Consider the following 21,749-nt stretch of genomic DNA (forward strand, 5'->3'; position numbering starts at 1 on the left):
GGGCTTCGACTGTGCGGCGACCGTCAGATGGACGAGTTGAAGGCCGCCACGGCGACCTGGCCGGTGTCCCCGCCGGGCAGCGCCCGGTGCAGATCGGCGGTGAGACGGTCGGTTCCCAGGGCGGCGAGGGCGGCGAGCGAGGCCCGTGGGGCGGGCTCCTCGACGGAGTCGCGGTCAGCAGGCCGGATGGCGAGTGCGGTGACCATTGCAGTCTCGTTTCTGCGCATGAAACGCGGGGGAAGCGGGGAAACCCGCGGGGGCGGGCCCACCCGATTACCGCCAAGTGAAGCAGCAGGACACCCCCGCGCACCGTGCAAATGGCCAGAAATCCATCACTTCAGGCTAGTTGCCGCTACTGCGATTGACGTAGGGTCAGCGCACGCACGATCAGGGGCAGAGCCGCTCCACCCGCCAGCCGCCCGGCCCGGCCGCGTACCGCAGCCGGTCGTGCAGCCGGTTCTCCCTGCCCTGCCAGAACTCGACGGTGTCCGGCACCACCCGGTACCCGCCCCAGAACGGCGGCACCGGCACCCCCTCGCCCTCCGGGTAGCGCCGCTCCAGCTCGGCGTAGCGCTGCTCCAGCACCTCGCGGGAGCTCACCGGACTGGACTGCTCGCTGGCCCAGGCACCCAGCTGCGAACCGTGCGGGCGGGTGCGGAAGTAGGCCGCCGTCTCGTCCCGGCCGACCTTCTCCACCCGTCCGCTGACGATGACCTGACGGGAGATCACGATCCACGGGAAGAGCAGCGAGGCCCACGGGTTGGCGGCCAGCTCGGTGCCCTTGCGGGAGCCGTAGTTGGTGAAGAAGACGAAGCCGCGGTGGTCGTACCCCTTGAGCAGCACCGTGCGCGAGCTCGGCCGCCCCTGCCCGTCGGCGGTGGAGAGCACCATCGCGTTGGGCTCCGGCACGCCCGATTCGTCGGCCTGCTGGAACCACTCGGTGAACTGCGCCACCGGGTCGGCCGCGAGCTGCTTCTCGCCGAGCCCCTCGTGCTGGTAATGCCGGCGCATCACGCTCGGGTCCGGCGCGGGCCGGGGCTCGGCCGGGGTTCCGGCGGTCGGCTTGGTCGGAGGGGTCGGGTGACGATCCGCGGTAGGCACGGCAACATCATCCCGTACGACAAGCGTCGGATACCGCTACGTCCCGGCAAACCCGGGTGGGAGATAAGGTGTCTCGCCACCGCTCCGCCCCTGGTCGGCCGGAGTAACCTCCGGTTCCGTCCGGAAATGCCCAGATGGTCCGTCAGCGCCGCCGGACCCGGCAGGAGCGTCCGCAGGGAACATCACCGTGGTGGTGTCTGGCGCAATGCACTCCGTGCCTGCCACTCTGACACCGAGTGCCAATCCACCAACGGTCACCGGCGCGGCCGCCCCACCATCGGCGGCCCGTCCAACGGATCACTGAAGGAGCCGTCCATGTCCGACTTCGTACCCGGGCTCGAGGGAGTCGTCGCGTTCGAGAGCGAGATCGCCGAACCCGACCGGGAGGGCGGCGCACTCCGCTACCGCGGTGTGGACATCGACGAGCTGGTGGGCAGCGTCTCGTTCGGCCACGTCTGGGGCCTGCTGGTGGACGGCAAGTTCAACCCCGGCCTGCCCGCCGCCGAGCCGTTCCCGATCCCGGTGCACTCCGGTGACATCCGGGTCGACGTGCAGTCCGCGCTCGCCATGCTCGCCCCGGTCTGGGGCCTCAAGCCGCTGCTCGACATCTCCGCCGAGCAGGCCCGTGACGACCTCGCCCGGGCCGCCGTGATGGCGCTCTCCTACGTGGCCCAGTCGGCCCGCGGCCAGGGCCTGCCGATGGTCCCGCAGAGCGAGATCGACAAGGCCGAGACCGTGGTCGAGCGCTTCATGATCCGCTGGCGCGGCGAGCCGGACCCGAAGCACGTCAAGGCGATCGACGCCTACTGGACCTCGGCCGCCGAGCACGGCATGAACGCCTCCACCTTCACTGCCCGGGTGATCGCCTCCACTGGCGCCGACGTGGCGGCCGCGCTCTCCGGCGCGGTCGGCGCGATGTCCGGCCCGCTGCACGGCGGCGCCCCGTCCCGCGTGCTCGGCATGATCGAGGAGATCGAGCGCACCGGCGACGCCAAGGCCTGGGTCAAGAACGCGCTGGACAAGGGCGAGCGCCTGATGGGCTTCGGCCACCGCGTCTACCGCGCCGAGGACCCGCGCGCCCGCGTGCTGCGCCGCACCGCCAAGGAACTCGGCGCACCGCGCTTCGAGATCGCCGAGGCGCTGGAGAAGGCCGCGCTGGAGGAGCTGCACAACCGCCGCCCCGACCGCGTGCTGGCCACCAACGTGGAGTTCTGGGCCGCCATCATGCTGGACTTCGCCGAGGTCCCGGCGCACATGTTCACCTCGATGTTCACCTGCGCCCGCACGGCCGGCTGGTCCGCGCACATCCTGGAGCAGAAGCGCACCGGCCGTCTGGTCCGCCCGGCCGCCCGCTACATCGGCCCCGGCCCGCGCAGCCCGCGCGAGGTCGAGGGCTACGAGTCGATCGCGCACTGACGCGCAGTCACTCTTTCGAGCGGGCCCGGCGACTGTCGCCGGGCCCGCTCCGCACCTGCGTCACTCCCCCACCCCTCCGCCCCACCCCCGCCGGAGGCGGCTTCCGCCTGCCCGGGCCGGGCCGGCCGCAGGCCGCTGAGCGGGGAAGATCACATCTCAGCGGGCGGACGGCGGTGCCCAGTTGACGAGCCCGGGCAGTAGGCTGCGGGCGTGGCTCAGATCCAGATCCCCGCTGACATCAAGCCCGCCGACGGCCGTTTCGGCTGCGGCCCTTCGAAGGTGCGGCCCGAGGCCCTGAAGGCCCTCGCCGACACCGGTACCTCCCTGCTCGGCACCTCCCACCGGCAGGCGCCGGTGAAGAACGTGGTGAAGCGCGTCCGCGAGGGCGTGTCCTCCCTGTTCTCCCTCCCCGAGGGCTACGAGGTCGTGCTGGGCAACGGCGGCTCCACCGCCTTCTGGGACATCGCCGCCTTCGGGCTGGTGCGCGAGAAGTCCCAGCACCTCAACTTCGGTGAGTTCTCCAGCAAGTTCGCGTCCTCCGTCAAGGCCGCGCCCTGGCTGGCGGACCCCTCGGTGATCAAGACCGAGCCGGGCACCCACCCGCTCCCGGTCGCCGAGGCCGGCGTGGACGTCTACGCGCTCACCCACAACGAGACCTCCACCGGCGTGGCGATGCCGATCGCCCGCCCCGCGGGCGCGGACGCGGGCTCGCTGGTGCTGGTGGACGCGACCTCGGGCGCCGGCGGCCTGCCGGTGGACATCACCGAGACCGACGTCTACTACTTCGCGCCGCAGAAGTCCTTCGCCTCCGAGGGCGGCCTCTGGCTGGCCACCTTCTCCCCGGCCGCCCTGGAGCGCGCCGCCGAGATCGCGGCGTCCGGCCGGTACATCCCGCCGTTCTTCGACCTGCCGACCGCGATCGACAACTCCTCGAAGGACCAGACCTACAACACCCCCTCGATCGCCACCCTCTTCCTGCTGGCCGACCAGCTGGAGTGGATCAACGGTCAGGGCGGTCTGGACTGGGCGACGGCCCGCACCGCCGACTCGGCCGCGCGGCTGTACGGCTGGGCCGAGAAGTCCTCCTTCGCCAGCCCCTTCGTGGCCAAGCCCGAGGAGCGCTCGCAGGTCGTCGGCACCATCGACTTCGACGAGTCGATCGACGCCGCCGCGATCGCCAAGGCGCTGCGCGCCAACGGCATCGTGGACACCGAGCCCTACCGCAAGCTGGGCCGCAACCAGCTGCGGATCGCGATGTTCCCGGCCGTCGACCCGGCCGACGTCGAGGCGCTCACCGCCTGCGTCGACTACGTGGTCGAGCAGCTCTAGGCACGACACCGCGAAGACCCCCGGGGCACTGCCCCGGGGGTCTTCGCGTTCCGCCGCGTCAGCGCCGCAGCAGGGCGCTGACGATCACCACGGCCAGCAGCAGCGCCAGCGCGCCGCTCACGATTCGCATTCGGGTCTTGGGGTCCACGGTCATCGAGGTTACCCGGTGGCCCGGCCCGGCCCCCCGGTGGCCCGCTCCCGCCGCTCCGCCCCGCCCAGCTGGGCACCGCCCCGGTACTGCTGGGCCCGGAAGGCCGAGGGCGCCATCCCGACCCGGCGGGTGAAGATCCGGGTGAAGTAGGCCGGGTCCTGGTAGCCGACCCGGCGGGCCACCGCCGCGACCGGCAGCCCGCTGGCCGCGAGCAGCTGCTTGGCCTCGTTCAGACGGACCGTCAGCAGGTACTCCTTGGGCCCGACCGCGCCCACCGAGCGCACCGCGCGCCGCAGTTCGGCCACCGACAGGCCGGCCCGCCGGGCGTGCTGGGCGATCGACAGCGGCAGGCAGGCGTCCCGCCGGAGCACCTCCAGCACCGGCTCCCCCGCCACGTCCACGTCGGCCCGGTGCCGGCGCAGCTCGACCAGCAGCTGGTGCACCTCGGCCGAGCTCTCCACGTCCACCAGCGGGCCGCCCCGGCGGCAGGCCGCGGCGATCCGGGACACCACCCGCTGGGCCGGCTCGGCGGTGGTCAGCGGGGTGACCCGCAGCGGCGGCAGCAGGCCCAGCTCGGCGTAGCCGGCCAGCCCGGAGCCGGTGAAGTCCACGAAGCACTCCGACCAGCCCTCCGCGTCCGGCGCGTAGTGGTGCGGCTCACCGGGGCGCAGCCAGAGCACGGCCGGGGCGGCCACCGGATGCCGGGCGCCGTCCGGGCTCTCGTACCACCCGCGGCCGCTGGTGACCACCACCGCCACCCAGTGGTCCAGGGTGCGCGGCCCCACCGTCGGCAGCACCCCGCTCTGCAGGCCCACCCCGAGGCAGGCCAGCCCGGTCGCCAGCTGGGCCGGAGCGGGCGTCAGGTACCACCACCACTGCTCCACCGTCACCTCCTCGCGCGTGCACGGCACGGGACCGCCGCCGGACTCCGACAGTCCAACACACCCAGGGGTTTGTCCATGGCTTCGACCTGCCGCTCTGGGGCAGGCTGGAGTGCATGCTCACCTACGACTCCACCGGCTTCCGTCTCGACGGCGGTCCGCTGCGCATCCTGTCCGGCGCAGTGCACTACTTCCGCACCCGCCCCGAGCAGTGGCCGGCCCGGCTGGCCGCCCTGCGCGCGATGGGCCTGAACACGGTCGAGACGTACGTCCCGTGGAACCTGCACGAGCCCCGCCCCGGCGAGTACCAACGGCTGGACGAGCTGCCCGCCTTCCTGGACGAGGCGGCCCGCCAGGGCCTGTGGGCGATCGTCCGCCCCGGCCCGTACATCTGCGCCGAATGGGACAACGGCGGGCTGCCGGGCTGGCTGACCGCCCGGGTCGGCCGCCGGGCCCGCACCTCGGACCCGGAGTACCTGGCCGCGGTCGACCGCTTCTTCGACGCGCTGCTGCCGGCGGTGGTGCAGCGTCAGACCACCCGGGGCGGGAACGTCCTGATGGTCCAGGTGGAGAACGAGTACGGCTCCTACGGCAGCGACGCCGCCTACCTGCGCCACCTGGCCGACGGGCTGTCGGCCCGGGGCGTCGACGTCCCGCTGTTCACCTCGGACGGCCCCGAGGACCACATGCTCACCGGCGGCACCCTGCCCGGCGTGCTGGCCACCGTGAACTTCGGCTCCGACCCCGAGGGCGCCTTCGAGGTGCTGCACCGGCACCGCCCCGAGGACCCGCCGTTCTGCATGGAGTACTGGAACGGCTGGTTCGACCACTGGGGCAAGCCGCACCACAGCCGGGACGCGGCCGACGCCGCCGACACCCTGCGCCGCATCCTGGCCGCCGGAGGCTCCGTCAACCTCTACATGGCGCACGGCGGCACCAACTTCGGCACCGGCGCCGGGGCCAACCACGCCGACCCGCCGTTCAACTCCACCGACTGGACCGACTCGCCGTACCAGCCCGTCACCACCTCCTACGACTACGACGCCCCGCTGGACGAGCGCGGAGCCCCGGCCGCCAAGTACGCCCTCTTCGCCGAGGTGCTGGCCGAGTTCGCCGCCGCCCACCCCGAGCAGGCCCGGTTCCTGGGCGAGGCGCTGCCGTACGAGCTGCCGCCGGTGCTCGCGCCGCGCACGGTCGAGCTCACCGGGCGGGCGCCGATCCCGTTCGGACCGGCCGCCGTGCACCCGGTGCCGCCGAGCTTCGAGGAGCTGGGCCTGGAGCACGGGGTGGTCCGCTACGTCTTCCGGGTCCCCGCCGAGCGGCCCGAACTCCCGCTCACCGTCGAGGGCCTGCACGACCGCGCGGAACTGCGGGTGGACGGCAAGCGGGTCGCCGAGCTGCGCCGGGGCGCGGCCGACGAGCCGGTCGTGGTGCCCGGCGGGGTGGAGCTGGAGCTGCTGGTGAGCTCGCTCGGCCGGGTCAACTACGGCCCGCTGACCGGGGACTCGAAGGGGATCACCGGCGGGGTGCGGCACGAACGGCAGTACCTGCACGGCTGCGAGGTGGCCGCCTTCGACCTCCACGCCCCGCTGCCCGCCCTGGAGTTCACCGGCGAGGGCCCCTTCGCCCGGGGCACGCTCACCCTCGACGCCACCGGCGACACCTGGCTGGCCGTCCCCGAGGGCCGCCACGGCTACCTCTGGGTCAACGGCTTCCTCCTCGGCCGCTACGACGCCCGGGGCCCGCAGACCGCCCTCTTCTGCCCCCAGCCCCTCCTCCACCCCGGCGCCAACGACCTCCTCCTCCTCGAACTCGGCGACGCCACCCCGACCACGGTCGACCTCCTGGACGCCCCCGCCCTCTGAGGGGGGCTTGCGCCTCGCAGGGGGCGTGAGCCGAGAGGCGGCCCGGCACTGACGGGAGTGGCTACGCCGCTGGGGGCGCGGGGAACTGCGCGCGGGGGAACGGCACGAGCTGCAACTGGCTCACCTGCCCCGATCCAACACTGGGCCGCCTTCCGCTGCGCGCAGTTCCTCGCGCCCCCAGCGGCGTAGCCCCGTCGCCGAGCCCTACCGGCGGGCGCGCCAGGCGGTGTAGGAGGGGCTGCGGCCGGCCGCCTCGGTGTGGGCACGCCGCGCGTAGCGGGTGACCTCGGCGGCCGTGCCCGCCTCGGCCGACTCCGGGTGCCAGCCGAGGAGGTGGCGCCAGGTGAGCGGGTCCCCCGCGAGGGGGACCGTCACCACGCCGGAGGTGGGCGGGAAGGTGGCCCGGGCCAGGCCGACCGCGCGGCCGACCTGGACCAGGTGGACGCAGGAGGCGGTGTCCGTCTCGTACATCGCCGCCGGGGCGAAGCCGGCCCGGCTACAGGCCGCCGAGAAGCAGTCGGCGAAGCAGCCCTCCCCCGGCACCAGCGCCCACTGCTCCCGCGCCAGCTCCTCCAGCCCCAACTCCGCGCGCCCGGCCAGCGGATGCCCCTCCCCGAGCATGGCGAAGACCGGGTCGGTGCCCACCTCCCGCCAGGCGAGCTGCGCCGCCCCCGCCGGGCGGCTCTGCCCGCAGACCCCCACCAGGGCGTAGTCCAGCCGTCCGCTGGCCACCTGGCCGGTCAGCTCCTGGGTCGACCAGGAGGTCGCGGTGTTCACGGCCGCTCCCGGGTACTCGGCCACCAGCCGGTCCACCAGGGCGCCGAGCAGCGGCCCGTGGGTCGCTCCCAGCCGGAAGCGGCGGCGTCCGCCGTCCGCGTTGGCGAACCGGACCGCCTCCTCCTGCAGTTCCTGCGCCGCCGGGAGCAGCACCTTGGCCCGGTCCAGCACCAGCTCACCGAGCGGGGTCGGCCGCACTCCGCTCCGACCGCGCTCGAACAGCTGGCCGCCCAACAAGCGCTCTATCCGCTTGAGTTGAGTACTCAGAGCGGGTTGGGCCAATCCCATGGCCACCGAGGCCTTGGTCAGACTGCCCGCCTCGGCGATGGCCCGGACGGTCCGCAGGTGACGCAGCTCCAACTCCATGGCGACGAACGTAAGGGCGTCGACGGATTCTCCACAAGAGATGGTCACCGGCTCCAGTTGGCCAGATTCCACCGACGCAGCACCGTGTACCGCGCCGGGCCGTGGTCCAACTCGCTGCGCATCAGGCAGAGTTCTTCCGTCTGCCAGTCACTGCCGCGGAAGCCGTCCAGGGCGGTGGCCAGGGCCCGGAGGTCGGCGGCGTCGGTGCGGCGGTCCGCGCGTCGGCGGCCGTGCGAGGAGCCGGCCCGGGCCAGGGTCAGATGCGGATGGAACCCGAACTGGTCACTCTCGCCTCCGAGTTGGCCCACCGCCTCGCGGACGCCCTCGGCCAGCCGGCGGAGCGCCCACACCTCGCCGTCCACCCCCGCCCACAGCACCCGGTCCCCGAAGCACCCGCCGCCGGCCAGCCGCAGCCGGTGCGCCCCGTGCTCGCCCGCCACCCGCCCGAGCGCCTCCTCCAGGGCGGGCACCTCGGTGACCGGCACCTCCCCCAGGAAGGCCAGCGTCAGGTGCCACCCCGCCACCTCGCTCCACCGCAGCCGCCCCGCCCCGGGGGCCTCCCGCAACGGCGCCGCCGCGTCGACCAGTTCCTGCACCACCACCGCCGGCGGGTTCACCGCCACGAAGAGCCTCATGATCCCCATGATCCACGCCGTCGGCGGGACTCTGGTAGAACGGCCGGCATGGAGATACGTACCGGAACCACCGCCGACGCCCCCGGGGTCGTCGCCCTGCTGGACCGGACCATGGGCTGGCTGATCGACCAGGGGCGGACCGGGCAGTGGGGTGACCGACTCTGGAGCGAGCGGCCGGAGTTGGTCGAGCGGATCGAACGCTACCTCGGCACCATGCACGCCCGGGTGGCGGTGGCCGGGGACGGATCCCCGCTGGGGATCTGCGTGGTGGACGAGGAGGGGCCGCAGTACGCGCTGCCGGCGCCCGGGCCGGAGCTGTACCTGCGGTTCCTGGCGACCGAGCGCGCCGCGAGCGGCACCGGGGTCGGCGCCGCCCTGGTCGCCGACGCGCTCGCGGAGACCGCGCGGCGCGGGCTGCCGACCCTGCGGGTGGACTGCTACGGGGGCGACGACCGCCGGCTGGTGGGCCAGTACCTGAAGCTGGGGTTCACCCCGTGCGGGACCTTCACCGTACCCCGGCCCGACGGCAGCGAGTGGCCCGGGCAGTTCCTGGAGATCAGGCTCTGACCGGGCCGCCCGCCGGGCGTCAGCAGGCCGTCAGCAGGCCGTCGCCAGCGCCCGCTCGCGCAGCGGGGTGCGCGGCACCAGTGCGACCACCCGGCTGCCCCGGTGCAGGTCCACCCGGACCTTGAGGTCGGCGACCCGGGCCAGCACCAGGCCGACCACCACGGCCGCCACCGCGGAGACCGCCCCGCAGGCCAGCAGCCCGAACCGGGGCCCGTACTCGGCCGTGACCCAGCCGACCACCGGGGCGCCGATCGGCGTGCCGCCGGTGAAGACCAGCACCAGCAGGCCCATCACCCGGCCGCGCAGCGCGGGGTCGGTGGCCAGCTGGATCGCCGAGTTGACCGAGGTGTTGAAGGTCAGGCCGAACATGCCGACCACGGTCAGCAGCGCGGCGAAGGTCCAGTACCCGGGCGCGAACGCGGCCAGGATCTGGAGCGCGCCGAAGGCCAGCGCGGCACCGACCAGCCGGCGCAGGCGCGGTGCCCCGCGCCGGGCGGCGATCAGCGCACCGGCCAGCGAGCCGACCGCCATCGCGGTGTTGAGCAGGCCGTACTGGCCCGCCCCGACGTGGAAGGTGTCGTAGGCGAAACCCGACAGCAGGGTCGGGAAGTTGAACCCGAAGGTGCCGATGAATCCGGCCAGCACCATCGGCCACAGCAGCTCCGGACGCTCCTTCACGTACCGCAGCCCCTCCCGGAGTTGGCCCTTCTCGCGGGCCACTGGGGTGATCGGCCGCAGCTCGGACTCGCGCATCGCGAGCAGGCCGCCGATCACCGCCACGAAGGAGAGCGCGTTGACCGCGAAGGCCCAGCCGCTGCCCACCGCGGCGATCAGCAGACCGGCGACCGCCGGGCCGACCAGCCGGGCGGTCTGGAAGTTGGCCGCGTTCAGGCTGACCGCGTTGGCCAGGTCCCCGGCCGGGACCATCTCGCTGACGAAGGCCTGCCGGGTCGGGTTGTCGACCACCGTCACCAGGCCGAGCAGCAGGGCGAAGACGTACACGAAGCCGGCGGTGGCGGCCCCGGTGACGGTGAGCACCGCGAGGCCGGCGGCCAGCAGGCCCATCGCGCCCTGGGTGGCGATCAGCAGCCGCCGCTTGGGCAGCCGGTCGGCGAGCACGCCGCCCCAGAGGCCGAGCAGCAGCATCGGGAGGAACTGCATCGCGGTGGTGATGCCGACCGCGAGCGGGCTGCCGGTGAGGCTGAGCACCAGCCAGTCCTGGGCGATCCGCTGCATCCAGGTGCCGGTGTTGCTGACGACCTGTCCGGCGAAGTAGTAGCGGTAGTTGCGGATCCGCAGCGAGGAGAACATCCCGCCGGGCCGGGTGAAGCGGGCCCCGGTGGGGCCGTCCCCGCGGAGCGGGGCGGATGCGGCGGGGAGCTCCGCCGCGGTGCGTTCGTCGGGGTCGTCGTCGCCGGTGCCCGGCAGGCCCACGGGGGTGGGCTCGGGGCTCTCGACGGCGGCGGCGCCGGGCGCCGCGAGGTCGGTGGTGGAGTCGTCGGTACGGATGGCGGCGCTGACGGCGGCCGGCGGTGTCAAGGTGGGCTCCCCTCCTGGCGCGACCGTGGTGCGTCCCCCGGTCGCGCTGCTGGTGTGTCGTGTCGGTCCTGCGGTGATGCGGTGCTCCTTCTCTCGATGCCTCGATGCGCTGACGGGCCGTCGGCTACAGGTGGGCCAGCTTGTAGAGGACCGGTGCGGCCTCCTTGAGCTGCGCCCACTCCTCCTCGGTCAGTCCTTCGGCCAGTTCGGCCAGCCAGACGTTCCGACGGCGGCGGCTCTCCTCGAGGATGGCCTCGGCCTCCTCGGTGGAGCTGACCACCACCTGCCGGCGGTCCTCGGGGTGCGGCTCGCGCCGCACCAACCCCTTCTCCTCCAGCATCGCGATGATCCTGGTCATCGACGGCGGCTGGACGTGTTCCTTCCTGGCGAGCTCACCAGGGGTGGCCTTGCCGCAGCGGGCCAGGGTGCCGAGCACCCCGATCTCGGTGGGGCTCAGCGATTCCTCGACCCGCTGGTGTCGCAACCGGCGGGCGAGGCGCATCGCGGCCGACCTGAGCTGACTGACGGCAGCGAGGTCGGCCTCGGACATCTCGGGCATGTTCTTAGCCTATCTCATTACTCTCGCTAACAAAAACGGGTATCGGCGGGATTGGTGAGCGTGTCTTGCCCCGCACGTGAAGGACCGCCCCTGGCCTGCGACTTCACAGAAACCACCGTGGTTGCCCACGTTCCGTCAGGGGTGGTTGGGTCGTGTTGTCAGGAACACAGCATGCCTAGGAGCTCTCTTGGGTCACATCGACCACACGGTCCACGGCTGGGTCACCCCGGCGATCTCGTACCTGGCCGCCTGCCTGGGCGCCCTGCTCGCCCTGCGCTCCACCCGCTGGGCCCTGCTCACCGAGGGCCGCACCCGGCGCAACTGGCTGTTCTTCGCCTCGGTCTCGCTCGGCGTCGGCATCTGGAGCATGCACTTCATCGCCATGCTCGGCTTCGCGGTCCAGGGCGCGGAGATCCGCTACGACGTACCGCTCACCGTGGTCAGCCTCCTCACCGCCATCGGCGTGGTGGGCGTCGGCATCTTCACCGTCGGGTACAGCCGCCGGCGCAACGCCTCCCTGCTGGCCGGCGGGGTGGCCACCGGACTCGGGGTGGCGGCCATGCACTACCTGGGGATGGCCGCGATGCGGATCAACGGGACGCTGGTCTACGACCGCGCGACGGTGGCCGCCTCGGTGGGCATCGCGGTGTTCGCGGCGACGGCGGCGCTCTGGGCCGCGCTCAACGTCCGGGCCACGGGCGCGGTCCTGGCGGCGGCGCCGGTGATGGGCGTCGCGGTCTGCGCCATGCACTACACCGGCATGGCCGCCGTCCAGGTCGAGCTCTCCGGGGTCCGCACCACCCCGCCGGGGGTGGTGGCCCTCCAGTTCGTCTTCCCCCTCGCGGTCGGCCTCGGCTGCTACGTCTTCTCCAGCGCCCTCGCCTTCGCCGTCGCCCCCGACAAGGTCACCGTCCGCCCGGCGTAGCCCCGCGACTGCGCCCGCTCGGGGCCGAAGGCCCCAGGGGCGCGAGGAACTGCGCGGATCCGGAAGGCGGACCAGCGTGGGATCGGGGCACGTCAGCCAGTTGCACGTGCTGCCGTTCCCCCGCGCGCAGTTCCCCGCGCCCCCGGTGTGACCACTATCCGCGGAGGTGCGCCGGGGTCTCGGTGGGGCAGGTCTTGTGGACGAAGGCGCGGCGCAGGGCGTGGTAGGGCTCCTCGGGGGCGAGGAAGTTGTGCCGCATGTGGGCCAACTCCTCCGCGCGGTAGGCCGCCAGCGGCTTGGCCGCCTCGTCCGCGCCGCGCCGCCGCTTCTTCTCCACCAGCCAGTCCTCCAACTCCCCGGAGCGGGCCAGCTGTTCGGCCTCGTGGGAGACCCAGCGGCGGAAGCCGGTGGAGTCGCCCCCGGCCACCCGGTCGGCCAGGCCGATGGCCAGCGCCTCGCGGGCGCCGATCGGGAGGGCGGCCGTGGTGAGCCGCGCGGCCTGGTCGGTGCCGACGCGCCGGGGCAGCGTGTAGGTCCAGTACTCCGAGCCGTACAGACCCATCAGCCGGTAGTGCGGGTTGAGGACCGCGGAGGCCCGGCACCACACCTCGTCCGCCGCGAGGGCCAGCATCAGGCCGCCGGCCGCCGCGTTGCCGGCCAGCGCCGAGACCACGTAGGTGTCCGTGGTGGTGAGGACGGCCTCGACCAGGTCGTCCATCGCGTTGATGTTGGCCCAGGACTCGGCGGCCGGGTCGGCGGCGGCCTCGATGACGTTGAGGTGGATGCCGTTGGAGAAGAAGTCCCGGGACGGCCCGAGCACCAGCACCCGGACCGGCCGGGCCACCGCCGCCCGGTAGGCGCGGAGCAGGCGGCGGCACTGCGCGGTGCTCATCGCCCCGCCGGGGAAGGCGAATTCGAGGTGACCGACCTCGCCGTGCTCCCGGTAGCGGATCTCCGACCAGGTCTCCCGCCCGGCCGCCTCCTGCGGGGTGACGGGCACCTCGGGCACCCCGGCCAGGGTCAGCTGGGGCCCGAGCACGGTGGCCGCGGGCAGTTTGTAGGTGGCGGGGCCGCCCGGCGTCCGACGCGGCCTCAGCTGCGGTATCCAGACCGCCCCGTCCACCGTGGCGCGGCAGACGGCGCCGTCCCGGCTCGCGATCAGCTCACCGGGGCGCCCGCGCAGCCGGTCCTCGGCGCAGCCGCCGTGCAGGTAGTACGCGCGGCCGTACAGCTCGTCCAGCACGCCGGGCTGGCTGTCCGCCGCGCGGAGCTTGCGCAGCACCGTCGCGGTGGTGTCGACCGCCCAGTCGATCCGGCGGAACTCCTGGGCGTGGTACGGGCGTTCGCGTCCGATCCGGCCGGCCGCCAGATCCGGGGCGTACCAGCCGCCGGCGAACCGCTCGACCGCCTGGAGCACCGCCTCGACGGCGGCGTCCGCCACCTCGTTGCGGTAGACCTCACTCTTGCCGCCGGCCCGGAGCGGGAACGGCACGCTGGCCCAGACCGGGCCGGCGTCCAGCTCGGCCACCGCCTGGAGCACCGTCACGCCCCACTCGGCGGCACCGTCGTGGATCGCCCAGTCCAGCGAGGACGGGCCGCGGTCCCCGGCCGGGCCGGGGTGCACGATGAGGACCGGGTACGTCCGCCAGACGTCCTCCGGGACCGTCCGGGTGAGCATCGGCGCCACGATCAGGTCCGGCCGGAACCGGGCCGCCCCGGCCCGCAGGGCCTCGTCCCCCAGCGCGAGTTCGACCCCGACGTGATGGCCGCGTTCGCGCAGCTCCACGTGGACCCGCTGGGTCAGACTGTTGAAAGCGCTGGCGACCAGCAGTACGCGCAAGGTGCCCTCCGACGGCATGTCAGTGCGGTGACCCCCCGTGAATCGGGATCATCCAAACACGGTCATGCGCACGTCAGAGGTTTCCCCTCACGACCCTCACCCAGCCCACCCGGGCCGTCGACGAAACCTCCCGATCGGCCCCGCCGACCCCACCGGCCACCCCACCGGTCACCCCACCGGCCACCCCGCCGCGCGGCGTTCCAACAGCCGGTACGCCGGGGCGGTGGCGGCCGTGGTGAGCACCGCCATCAGCACCAGCACGGTGGCACCGAGGTCGTTCACCAGCCCGGCCTGGTGGCCGATGGTGATCACCACCAGCTCGGTGACGCCCCGGCAGTTCATCAGCACCCCGAGCCGCAGCCCCTCGGCCCGCGGCGTCCCCGCCACCGCGGTGCCCAGCACCGCACCCAGCAGCTTCCCGCCGACCGCCACGGCCAGCACCGCGAGGAGCAGCAGCCAGCCCACCGGATCGCCGAGCACCGCCCCGGCCGAGGTCCGCAGCCCGACGCCGACGAAGAACAGCGGCAGCAGCACCGCCGAGGTGAAGCCCTCCAGCTGCCGGCAGATCCGCCGCACCGCCGGGTGCCCGCCCGGGGTGGCCGCGCCGAACAGCAGCGCGCCGACCACCGGGTGCAGCCCGAGCCACTGGGTGAGCGCCGCCAGGCCGAGCAGTCCGGCCAGCAGCGCGGAGAGCAACTGGCCGCTCCGGGACTCCGGTTCGCGCTCGGCCCAGTCCACCAGGGCGGCCAGCGCGGGCCGCAGGCCGTACCGGACCGCGGGCAGCAGCACGACCAGGGCGGCCAGCGTGAGCGGGGCGCCACCGGCCCGGCCACCGCCGAGCAGCGCCAGCAGGACGGTCAGCGCGCCCCAGCCCACGCCGTCGCCCAGCGCGGCGGCGCCGAGGGCGAGTTGGCCGTGCGGGCGGTCGGTGAGGCGGAGCTCGGCGAGGATCCGGGCCAGCACCGGCAGGGCGGTGACGGAGAGGGCCAGACCGAGGAAGAGGGCCTCGGCGGCCGGGCGGGTGCCGCCCGCGAGGCGGTCACCGAGGAGCAGGGCCAGACCCAGGCCGCCCAGGAAGGGGGCCAGCAGGCTGCCCACGCCGAGGCCGAGCAGGGCGCCGCCGCGGGCCCCGAGCTCCTCGGGGCGGATCCGGCAGCCGACCAGGAACATGAACACCGCCAGGCCCAGGTCGGCGGCGGAGCCCAGGCCCTGACGGACCGACGCGGTGAACAGCCACTGCTGCCCGGCCGGCCAGAGCAGGCCGAGGGCGGACGGACCGAGCAGCAGCCCACCGACCACCTCGCCGACCACCTGGGGCTGCCCGAAGCGCCGGAACAGCGCGCCCAGCAGATGCGCCGTCAGCACCACCACCGCCGCCGCGACCAGGAACCGCGCCAGCGGATCGCTCACCCCGTCCCGGGCCCACGCCGCCCCGCCCAGCGCCACCACCGACACGGCGCCCACCACCCCGCGCCACCGCGACCGCGGCACGGCCGCACTGATCACCATCGACGAACCTTTCGTGATGCCGGGGGCGCGAGGAACTGCGCGAGTACGGAAGGCGGACCAGCGCGAGATCGGGGCAGGCGAGCCAGTTGCACGCGCTGCCGTTCCCCCGCGCGCCGTTCCCCGCGCCCCCGGGGTGACCACGTACGTTCCTCGCGGCCGGCGCCTCAGAGCAGGTTGCCCTCGGGGACGACGATGCGGGGGCGGCCCTGGCTGAGGACCTTCGCGGCCTGGCGTTCGGCGAAGACCGGGCCCTCGATGGTGGCGATGCGGTAGTTCTCGGCGGTCTGCCGGGCGATGGCCTTCCAGCTGTAGTCGCGGATGACCATCTCCCGGGCCCGCTGCGCCATCTCCAGGGCGTTGTCGCGGTCGCTGAGCAGACCCGAGACGGCCTGCGCGAGCGAGCGCGGGTCGCCGGCGTTGAAGGTGGCGCCGGTGCGGCCCGGGCGGATGATCTCCATCATGCCGCCGGTGGAGGCCACCGCCACGGGGGTGCCCGCCGCCGCCACCTCGAGGGCGATCATGCCGAAGGGCTCGTACCGCGAGGGCAGCGCCATCACGTCGCAGGCGGCGATCATCGTGGAGAGCTCGCGGTCCAGGAAGCCGGTGAACTGGACCCGGTCGCCGACCCCCAGGTCCCGGGTCAGCGCCTCCAGTTCCTGCCGGTAGGGCCCGTCGCCGGCGATCATCACCTTGGTGCCGGGGTGCCGTGCGGAGAGCTCCGGCACGGCCATGATCAGGTCCTGGACGCCCTTCTCGTAGACCAGCCGCCCAGCGAAGCCGACCAGCGGGCCCTCGGCGTGGTGCCGGCGGCGGAAGTTCTGCACCTGCTCCGGGTCGGTCTCCCAGCGGTGCGGCTCCACGCCGTTGGCCACCACCTCCATGCGCCGGTAGGGCACGCTCATCAGGCGGTTGACCTCCCAGGCCATGTACTGGGAGCAGACCACCAGGCGGCAGGCCTCGTGGGCTAGCCACCACTCCACCGAGTGGATGGACTTGTTCATGTTCTCGGGCAGCCAGCCCTGGTGGCGTCCGGCCTCGGTGGCGTGGATGGTGGCGATCAGCGGGACGTTGAGCTGCTCCTTGAGCGTGACCGCGGCGTGCGCCACCAGCCAGTCGTGGGCGTGCACCACGTCGAAGTCGTGGCCGATCGAGGCCCGCAGGGCGGCCCGGGTGAGGGTGTGGTTGAAGGCCATCGTCCAGGCCAGGAAGCTGTCCTGGGACTCGGCGAACAGCGGCGGGTCCTCCATGGCGTGCACGACCCGGACGCCCTCCTGCCACTCCTCCAGCGGGTGGCCGGGCGCGTAGCGGGTGACCACGGTGATCTCGTGGCCCTCCTTGACCAGTGAGGTCGCCAGGGCGTGCACGTGCCGCCCCAAGCCGCCGACCAGCACCGGCGGATACTCCCAGGACAGCATCAGGATCTTCATGGACCGTCTCCCCCGTCGTCTCTCGGTTCAGTGGTGCGTTGGTACTCGCCGGGACCGGCGGGGTGCCGGAGCAGACCGAGCATCGTGATGTCGTCGAACTGCTCACCCACACCGGCGTGTTCGGCCACCGCCTTGCGCATCCGCTCGATCACGGTGGCCGCCCGGCCGGGGTCGGCCAGCATGGCCAGCATCCGGCCCTCTCCGAGGAACTCCCCTGCCGGATTGCGCGCCTCCGGCACTCCGTCGGTGTAGAGGTAGAGCAGGTCGCCCCGCTCCAGGGTGGCGAACCCCAGGTCGAAGTGGGCGTCCCGCATCAGCCCGAGGGCCGGGCCGGTGGGCAGCAGCGAGAGCTGCTCGCCCGTCGCGCGCTGCACGACCGGTGCGTTGTGGCCGCAGTTGATGTAGATCAGCTCACCGGTCCTGGTGTCCACGACCCCGAAGAACAGGGTGGCGAAGTACGCCTGGTGCAGGTGATTGGTGGTCAGGTAGTCGTTGGTGGTGCGGACGGCGCGCAGCGCCAGTGCCGCGCCGGGGAGCGGCCGCCCGGCCGAGCCGACCGGCTCGGGGACGGCGGTCAGGCCCTCGTCGGCCACCGCGGCCTGCCGGAGCAGGCTGCGGATCAGGGCCATGAACAGGGCGGCCCCGATGCCCTTGTCGCAGACGTCCGCGATGGCGAAGGCGAGGAAGTCGCCGTTGATCACGTCGTACGCGTCGTAGAAGTCGCCGCTGACCTCTCGGGCCGGCTCGAAGTAGGCCGCGATGTCCCACTCGTCCAGCTCCGGCAGGTTCTCCGGCAGGAAGCCGCGCTGGATCTCCCGGCCGATCTGGAGCTCCCGCTCGAAGCGGCTCTCGTCCACGGCCGAGTGCATCTCGTCCAGCACGTAGGCGAGGTCGCGGTTCTGCCGGCACATGTCCAGCCGCTTGCGGACCAGGTAGGGCAGGAAGGGCTCGGACAGGAAGTCCAGCCCCTCCTTGAGGTGCTGCTCGATCTGGCGCACGTCGCCGCTGCTGAAGGCCACCACGGCGGGCGGGCGGCCGGTCTTGCGGCTGAGTTCGCGGATCAGCCGGCGGACCGTCTCGACGTCGAGCGCGGCGTCCACCAGCAGCAGGTCACAGGCGGGGGCGTCCGGCCAGCGCGCCGCCAGTACCGAGGAGGGGTAGGACACCGTCGCCGGGATCCCGACCTCCGCCAGGGTCTGCCACAGCTCCAGCGCGGCCGCGCTGGGGCTGGGTTGACTGACGATCAGTGCTTTCTCGGACACGCTCGACCCGCCCATCGTATTCCGGTGCGATCCGCCGCATGGCGATCGTGGTGTGGTTCGCACCGTGCACGTACTCGTGAAACGACCTGTCCACCGCGTGGTTGACCAGATAGAGCCCCAGTGAGCCCGGCTCGCGCTCGTGCAGGGGGAGGTCGAGGCCACGCGGTGGCCGGGCCGTGAACGGGTTGAACGGTGGTGCGGTGTCCGTCAGCCGGATCGAGACCTCCGTGTCGGTGACCACCCCTTCGAGCCCGATCCGGCCCCGTCCGGAGCCGGAGTACCCGTGCACCACGATGTTGACGACCAGCTCCTCGGTCGCCAAGCGGAGCAGGTGGGACCGGGCCGGGGTGAGTCCGGCCTCGGCCGCGAGGTCCTCCACCAGGGAGTTGACCAGCTCCAGGGAGCTGACGTCCGCCGACACGTCGATCTTCTTCATGGCATGCCTACGCCGGGATCGAGTCTGCGAAGGTGACGCTCTGGTCGAAGCCGACGAGCCGGATGGTCTGCTCCACGGCGCTGTTGACGCCCACCAGGACGACGCGGACATCGTCGTCCATCTTCTGGCGGGTGTAGACGATCTGGCGCAGGCCGGCCGAGGAGATGTAGTCGACCTTGCTCATCTCCAGGACGAGCTCCTTCGGGCGGGCCTCGATGACCGACTCGGCGGCCTTCTGGAAGGCCGGCGCGCTGGCCGCGTCGAGGTCACCGCCGATGGTCACGACCGCCGTGGTGCCGCGGAAATCCACTGAGACGTCAAAACTCATTTGGTCCACTCCTGGTCAGTTGCCTCGGCGACGCGTTGCCGAATGAGCATTGCGACGCCCTCGGAACAACTCTCGACAATATGGAAGAGGCGGAGGAAGCCGGTCACCCGGAGCGCATTCCGAAGATGCGACGAAAGACCGGCGAGAGCCACCTCGACCTCGGCGCCCTGAGCCCGCCGGTGCACCATGAGCAGCACCCGCAGACCGGCGCTGGAGATGAACGGGACCCCTGAGAGGTCCAGCAGCAGCGGCGTTCCCTGCGGCATGACGTCCACGATCCCGCTGAACACGCCCTGCGCCGATCTGGCGTCCAGGTCACCGGTCAGTTCGACACAGGTGACGCCGTCGGCCATGCGCGTGACGACCTCCATTGCCGGGCCCCTCGGTCGAAATTGCTCCAGATTCCCTTTCCCCTGCTATTTTCCGGGGGGTGGTGAGGGACCGTCAATGAACTGTCCGCCCAGGGGAATCCACGTTCGAGTCGCGGATCGGAGTCCGTCAAGTCCCTGTGTCAGGTCGGTGCGCGGGGCGTGGAAATGCCGATGGCCGGCCCCGGGAAAGGGGGCCGGCCATCGGCTCGGAAACGGGGCGGCTACTCAGCCGGCTGGGCGCGCCGCAGGCGCTGCGGAACCCGCACCAGCGGCAGCGAGCGGTGGGTCTCCACGATGAAGGCCTCCGCCCCGTTGACGGCCGCCAGCACCAGCAGCACCACGACGGCGGTGACCAGTTGGGGCAGCAGCGGGGCCAGCGCGGACAGCACGGCCAGCGCGACGGCGCCGGAGAACCGGGGCACCGCGGCCGCGCCGAACATCCGCCAGCGGGCGTAGCAGAACCCGAGCAGGTAGAGGCCGGCTCCGGGAGCGAGCATCAACTGCGGCAGTTCGTGCGGCACTTGTGTCGGATGGGCGATCAGCTCCTCCAGGCCGACCGCCATCAGGATGATGGCGACGGCGTACAGCAGGTGCGCGTAGCTGAACACGTCGCGGACGATCCTGGCCTGTACCGGGTCGCTGCCCAGGCTGTGCCGGGCCGCCGGTGCCCCGTAGTGGAAGTACGCCCACCAGAGCAGCACGATCAGCACGAAGGCCAGGCCCAGCGTGCTCAGGGTGAGTGCGTCCATCACGTGGGCGCCGGTGACGTGGCTGCCGGCCGCGATGACCGTCTCGCCCAGCGCCATGATGACGAACAGGCCGAAGCGCTCCGGGAGGTGGGAGGTCTCGAAGCGGGCCTGGTCGAGCTTCTTGCCCAGCACCGCGGTGCCCAGCACCTCGATCACCGCACCGATCGCCCACAGGACGTGGCGCGGCTCGCTGTCCAGGAAGCTGCCGACCAGGAAGAGCGGCCCGCTGGCCAGCAGGCTGACCGAGAACGGCTCGATCCGCAGCCCGCCGAAGCTGGGCCAGCGCCGCATCCGCTGCCACAGGATCAACCGCAGCAGCACGTAGCAGACGCCGTACAGCGGCCCGCTGGTCCCGAAGGCGTCCGGCACGGCCACCGCCATGCCCAGGCCGCAGGCGGCCAGCCCGAAGACCAGCACCCGGCCGTGCACCCCGTCGAGGTTCTCGCCGCTGGTGTTGCCCAGCAGCGCGGCGCCCACCCAGCCCATCCAGAGCGGCAGGAAGAGCAGGATCGCGGCGCCGGCGTCCACCAGCGAGTGCGAGTGGGCCAGCAGGACCGAGATCTGGGTGATGGCGAACACCCAGACCAGGTCGAAGAACAACTCGGCCCAGGTGACCCGCTGTTCCTGGGTCTCCGTGGCCTCCGCGTCCGCGGTCATGCGCCGTCCCCGCCCTCGATGTGGCGGTGGGCGCCCACCTCGAGGCCGTCGGTCAGACGGCCGGCCTCGCCGTAGACGAAGCCCTTCATGGACTTGATGAAGTCGGCCGGGAAGCCGAGCGGCACCTCGCTGGCGCGGTTGAGCCGGGCGACCGCCTCGTCCGGGAGCCGGACGTCGACGGCGGCCAGGTTGTCCTCCAGTTGCTCCAGCTTGCGGGCGCCGACCACCGGGTGGACGTGCGGGCCGTGCTGCATGACCCAGGCCAGCGCCACCTGGGAGGAGGAGACGCCGAGTTCGTCCGCGACGGCGTCCACCTCCTTGGCGACCGCGAGGTCCCGGGCCGAGATGTCCCGCTGGTTCACCCGGGTGTGGCCGGTGGCCCGGCCGCGGCTGAACTTGCCGGAGAGCAGGCCCCCGGAGAGCGGCGACCAGGCCGCCACCGAGAGGCCCATCGCGTCGACCATCGGCATGATCTCCCGGTCGGCGTCCCGCTTGACCAGGCTGAACGGCACCTGGACGCCCACGAAGGGGGTCCAACCGCGCCATTCGGCAAGGGTGTTGGCCCGTGCGACCACCCAGCCCGGGGAGTCCGAGATGCCGATGTACTGCACCTTGCCGGCCCGGACCTGGTCGTCCAGGGCCCGCATGGTCTCCTCGATCGGCGTGCCCGGGTCCCAGATGTGCACCCAGAGCAGGTCGATCCGGTCGGTGTTCAGCCGCTTGAGGCTCTGGTCCAGCGAACGGACCAGGTTCTTGCGGTGGTTGCCCGAGGCGTTCGGGTCGGTGCCGTCATCGGTGAGGGTGTACTTGGTGGCCAGCACGAAGCGGTCGCGGTCCGCGCCGAGCAGCTCGCCGAGGATCTTCTCGCTGGTGCCCTCGGTGTAGCGGTTGGCGGTGTCGATCACGTTCCCGCCGGCCTCGGCGTAGGCCTCGAAGAGCTTGCGGCTCTCCTCGACCGAGGCACCGAAGCCCCAGTCCTCGCCGAAGGTCATGGTGCCGAGGAACAGCTCGGACACCCTCAGACCACTGCGTCCCAGAAGTCGGTAACGCATCTGGTAA

21 protein-coding genes are annotated in these 21,749 nt (G+C 72.8%); 5 read left to right on the top strand and 16 right to left on the bottom strand.

What is annotated here, in order from left to right:
• Positions 1–23 precede the first annotated feature (23 nt).
• A complete protein-coding gene (locus ACWEPF_RS20400; protein ID WP_345283832.1) occupies positions 24–206 on the bottom strand; it encodes a hypothetical protein in 183 nt (60 codons plus the stop codon).
• Between the two features lie 181 nt (positions 207–387).
• Positions 388–1,011, bottom strand: a complete 624-nt coding sequence (gene pdxH / locus ACWEPF_RS20405; RefSeq protein ID WP_345283972.1) for a pyridoxamine 5'-phosphate oxidase — start codon at positions 1,009–1,011, stop codon at positions 388–390.
• Between the two features lie 405 nt (positions 1,012–1,416).
• Between pdxH and ACWEPF_RS20410 the strand changes: the two genes are divergently transcribed.
• Both ACWEPF_RS20410 and serC read left to right on the top strand, forming a co-directional pair.
• Positions 1,417–2,517: a citrate synthase 2 gene (locus ACWEPF_RS20410; RefSeq protein WP_345283830.1), complete on the top strand. Its 1,101-nt coding sequence runs from the start codon at positions 1,417–1,419 to the stop codon at positions 2,515–2,517.
• Positions 2,518–2,727: 210 nt separating this feature from the next.
• On the top strand, positions 2,728–3,846 hold the full coding sequence (gene serC / locus ACWEPF_RS20415; protein WP_345283828.1) for a phosphoserine transaminase: 1,119 nt from the start codon (positions 2,728–2,730) through the stop codon (positions 3,844–3,846).
• A 159-nt stretch (positions 3,847–4,005) separates the two neighbouring features.
• Here serC and ACWEPF_RS20420 read toward each other — a convergent pair whose 3' ends face one another.
• Entirely contained in the window at positions 4,006–4,881 is an 876-nt protein-coding gene (locus ACWEPF_RS20420; RefSeq protein WP_449796903.1) for an AraC family transcriptional regulator, read from the bottom strand.
• 113 nt (positions 4,882–4,994) lie between these two features.
• On the opposite strand from ACWEPF_RS20420, the gene ACWEPF_RS20425 reads away from it, so the two are divergent.
• On the top strand, positions 4,995–6,743 hold the full coding sequence (locus ACWEPF_RS20425; protein WP_452173656.1) for a glycoside hydrolase family 35 protein: 1,749 nt from the start codon (positions 4,995–4,997) through the stop codon (positions 6,741–6,743).
• 204 nt (positions 6,744–6,947) lie between these two features.
• On the opposite strand, the gene ACWEPF_RS20430 is transcribed toward ACWEPF_RS20425, so the two are convergent.
• Both ACWEPF_RS20430 and thpR read right to left on the bottom strand, forming a co-directional pair.
• Entirely contained in the window at positions 6,948–7,886 is a 939-nt protein-coding gene (locus ACWEPF_RS20430; protein WP_452173657.1) for a LysR family transcriptional regulator, read from the bottom strand.
• Between the two features lie 44 nt (positions 7,887–7,930).
• Positions 7,931–8,521 carry an RNA 2',3'-cyclic phosphodiesterase gene (gene thpR, locus ACWEPF_RS20435; RefSeq protein WP_452173658.1) on the bottom strand — a complete coding sequence of 197 codons (591 nt, stop codon included), beginning with the start codon at positions 8,519–8,521 and terminating at the stop codon, positions 7,931–7,933.
• Positions 8,522–8,569: 48 nt separating this feature from the next.
• Between thpR and ACWEPF_RS20440 the strand changes: the two genes are divergently transcribed.
• Positions 8,570–9,088 (top strand): GNAT family N-acetyltransferase, encoded by a 519-nt coding sequence (locus tag ACWEPF_RS20440; RefSeq protein WP_452173659.1) that lies wholly within the window; start codon positions 8,570–8,572, stop codon positions 9,086–9,088.
• A 30-nt stretch (positions 9,089–9,118) separates the two neighbouring features.
• Here ACWEPF_RS20440 and ACWEPF_RS20445 read toward each other — a convergent pair whose 3' ends face one another.
• Both ACWEPF_RS20445 and ACWEPF_RS20450 read right to left on the bottom strand, forming a co-directional pair.
• Positions 9,119–10,627, bottom strand: a complete 1,509-nt coding sequence (locus tag ACWEPF_RS20445; protein ID WP_452173660.1) for an MFS transporter — start codon at positions 10,625–10,627, stop codon at positions 9,119–9,121.
• A gap of 124 nt (positions 10,628–10,751) precedes the next feature.
• The gene (locus tag ACWEPF_RS20450) at positions 10,752–11,186 is read right to left on the bottom strand and encodes a MarR family winged helix-turn-helix transcriptional regulator (protein ID WP_345283814.1); all 435 of its coding nucleotides are present in this window, start codon (positions 11,184–11,186) and stop codon (positions 10,752–10,754) included.
• 187 nt (positions 11,187–11,373) lie between these two features.
• Between ACWEPF_RS20450 and ACWEPF_RS20455 the strand changes: the two genes are divergently transcribed.
• Positions 11,374–12,111, top strand: coding sequence for an MHYT domain-containing protein (locus ACWEPF_RS20455; protein ID WP_345283813.1), 738 nt, complete (start codon positions 11,374–11,376; stop codon positions 12,109–12,111).
• 154 nt (positions 12,112–12,265) lie between these two features.
• On the opposite strand, the gene ACWEPF_RS20460 is transcribed toward ACWEPF_RS20455, so the two are convergent.
• The 9 genes from ACWEPF_RS20460 to ACWEPF_RS20500 form a co-directional block, all read right to left on the bottom strand.
• Complete coding sequence (locus tag ACWEPF_RS20460; RefSeq protein ID WP_452173661.1) at positions 12,266–13,951, bottom strand: hydrogenase maturation protein; 1,686 nt, start codon at positions 13,949–13,951, stop codon at positions 12,266–12,268.
• A 168-nt stretch (positions 13,952–14,119) separates the two neighbouring features.
• The gene (locus tag ACWEPF_RS20465; RefSeq protein WP_452173662.1) at positions 14,120–15,460 is read right to left on the bottom strand and encodes a cation:proton antiporter domain-containing protein; all 1,341 of its coding nucleotides are present in this window, start codon (positions 15,458–15,460) and stop codon (positions 14,120–14,122) included.
• 164 nt (positions 15,461–15,624) lie between these two features.
• Positions 15,625–16,887, bottom strand: coding sequence for a glycosyltransferase family 4 protein (locus ACWEPF_RS20470; RefSeq protein WP_345283808.1), 1,263 nt, complete (start codon positions 16,885–16,887; stop codon positions 15,625–15,627).
• A complete protein-coding gene (locus ACWEPF_RS20475) occupies positions 16,884–17,798 on the bottom strand; it encodes a PP2C family protein-serine/threonine phosphatase (protein ID WP_380149461.1) in 915 nt (304 codons plus the stop codon). The genes ACWEPF_RS20470 and ACWEPF_RS20475 overlap by 4 nt, the downstream gene beginning before the upstream one ends.
• 199 nt (positions 17,799–17,997) lie before the next feature.
• Complete coding sequence (locus ACWEPF_RS20480; RefSeq protein ID WP_452173663.1) at positions 17,998–18,585, bottom strand: ATP-binding protein; 588 nt, start codon at positions 18,583–18,585, stop codon at positions 17,998–18,000.
• Positions 18,586–18,592: 7 nt separating this feature from the next.
• On the bottom strand, positions 18,593–18,913 hold the full coding sequence (locus ACWEPF_RS20485) for an STAS domain-containing protein (RefSeq protein ID WP_345283804.1): 321 nt from the start codon (positions 18,911–18,913) through the stop codon (positions 18,593–18,595).
• Entirely contained in the window at positions 18,910–19,284 is a 375-nt protein-coding gene (locus ACWEPF_RS20490; RefSeq protein WP_345283802.1) for an STAS domain-containing protein, read from the bottom strand. The genes ACWEPF_RS20485 and ACWEPF_RS20490 overlap by 4 nt, the downstream gene beginning before the upstream one ends.
• A 221-nt stretch (positions 19,285–19,505) precedes the next feature.
• Entirely contained in the window at positions 19,506–20,690 is a 1,185-nt protein-coding gene (locus ACWEPF_RS20495) for a low temperature requirement protein A (protein WP_452173664.1), read from the bottom strand.
• Positions 20,687–21,742, bottom strand: a complete 1,056-nt coding sequence (locus ACWEPF_RS20500; protein WP_345283798.1) for an aldo/keto reductase — start codon at positions 21,740–21,742, stop codon at positions 20,687–20,689. The genes ACWEPF_RS20495 and ACWEPF_RS20500 overlap by 4 nt, the downstream gene beginning before the upstream one ends.
• Positions 21,743–21,749 lie beyond the last annotated feature (7 nt).

The sequence above is a fragment of the Kitasatospora sp. NPDC004289 genome (genome assembly GCF_053602875.1).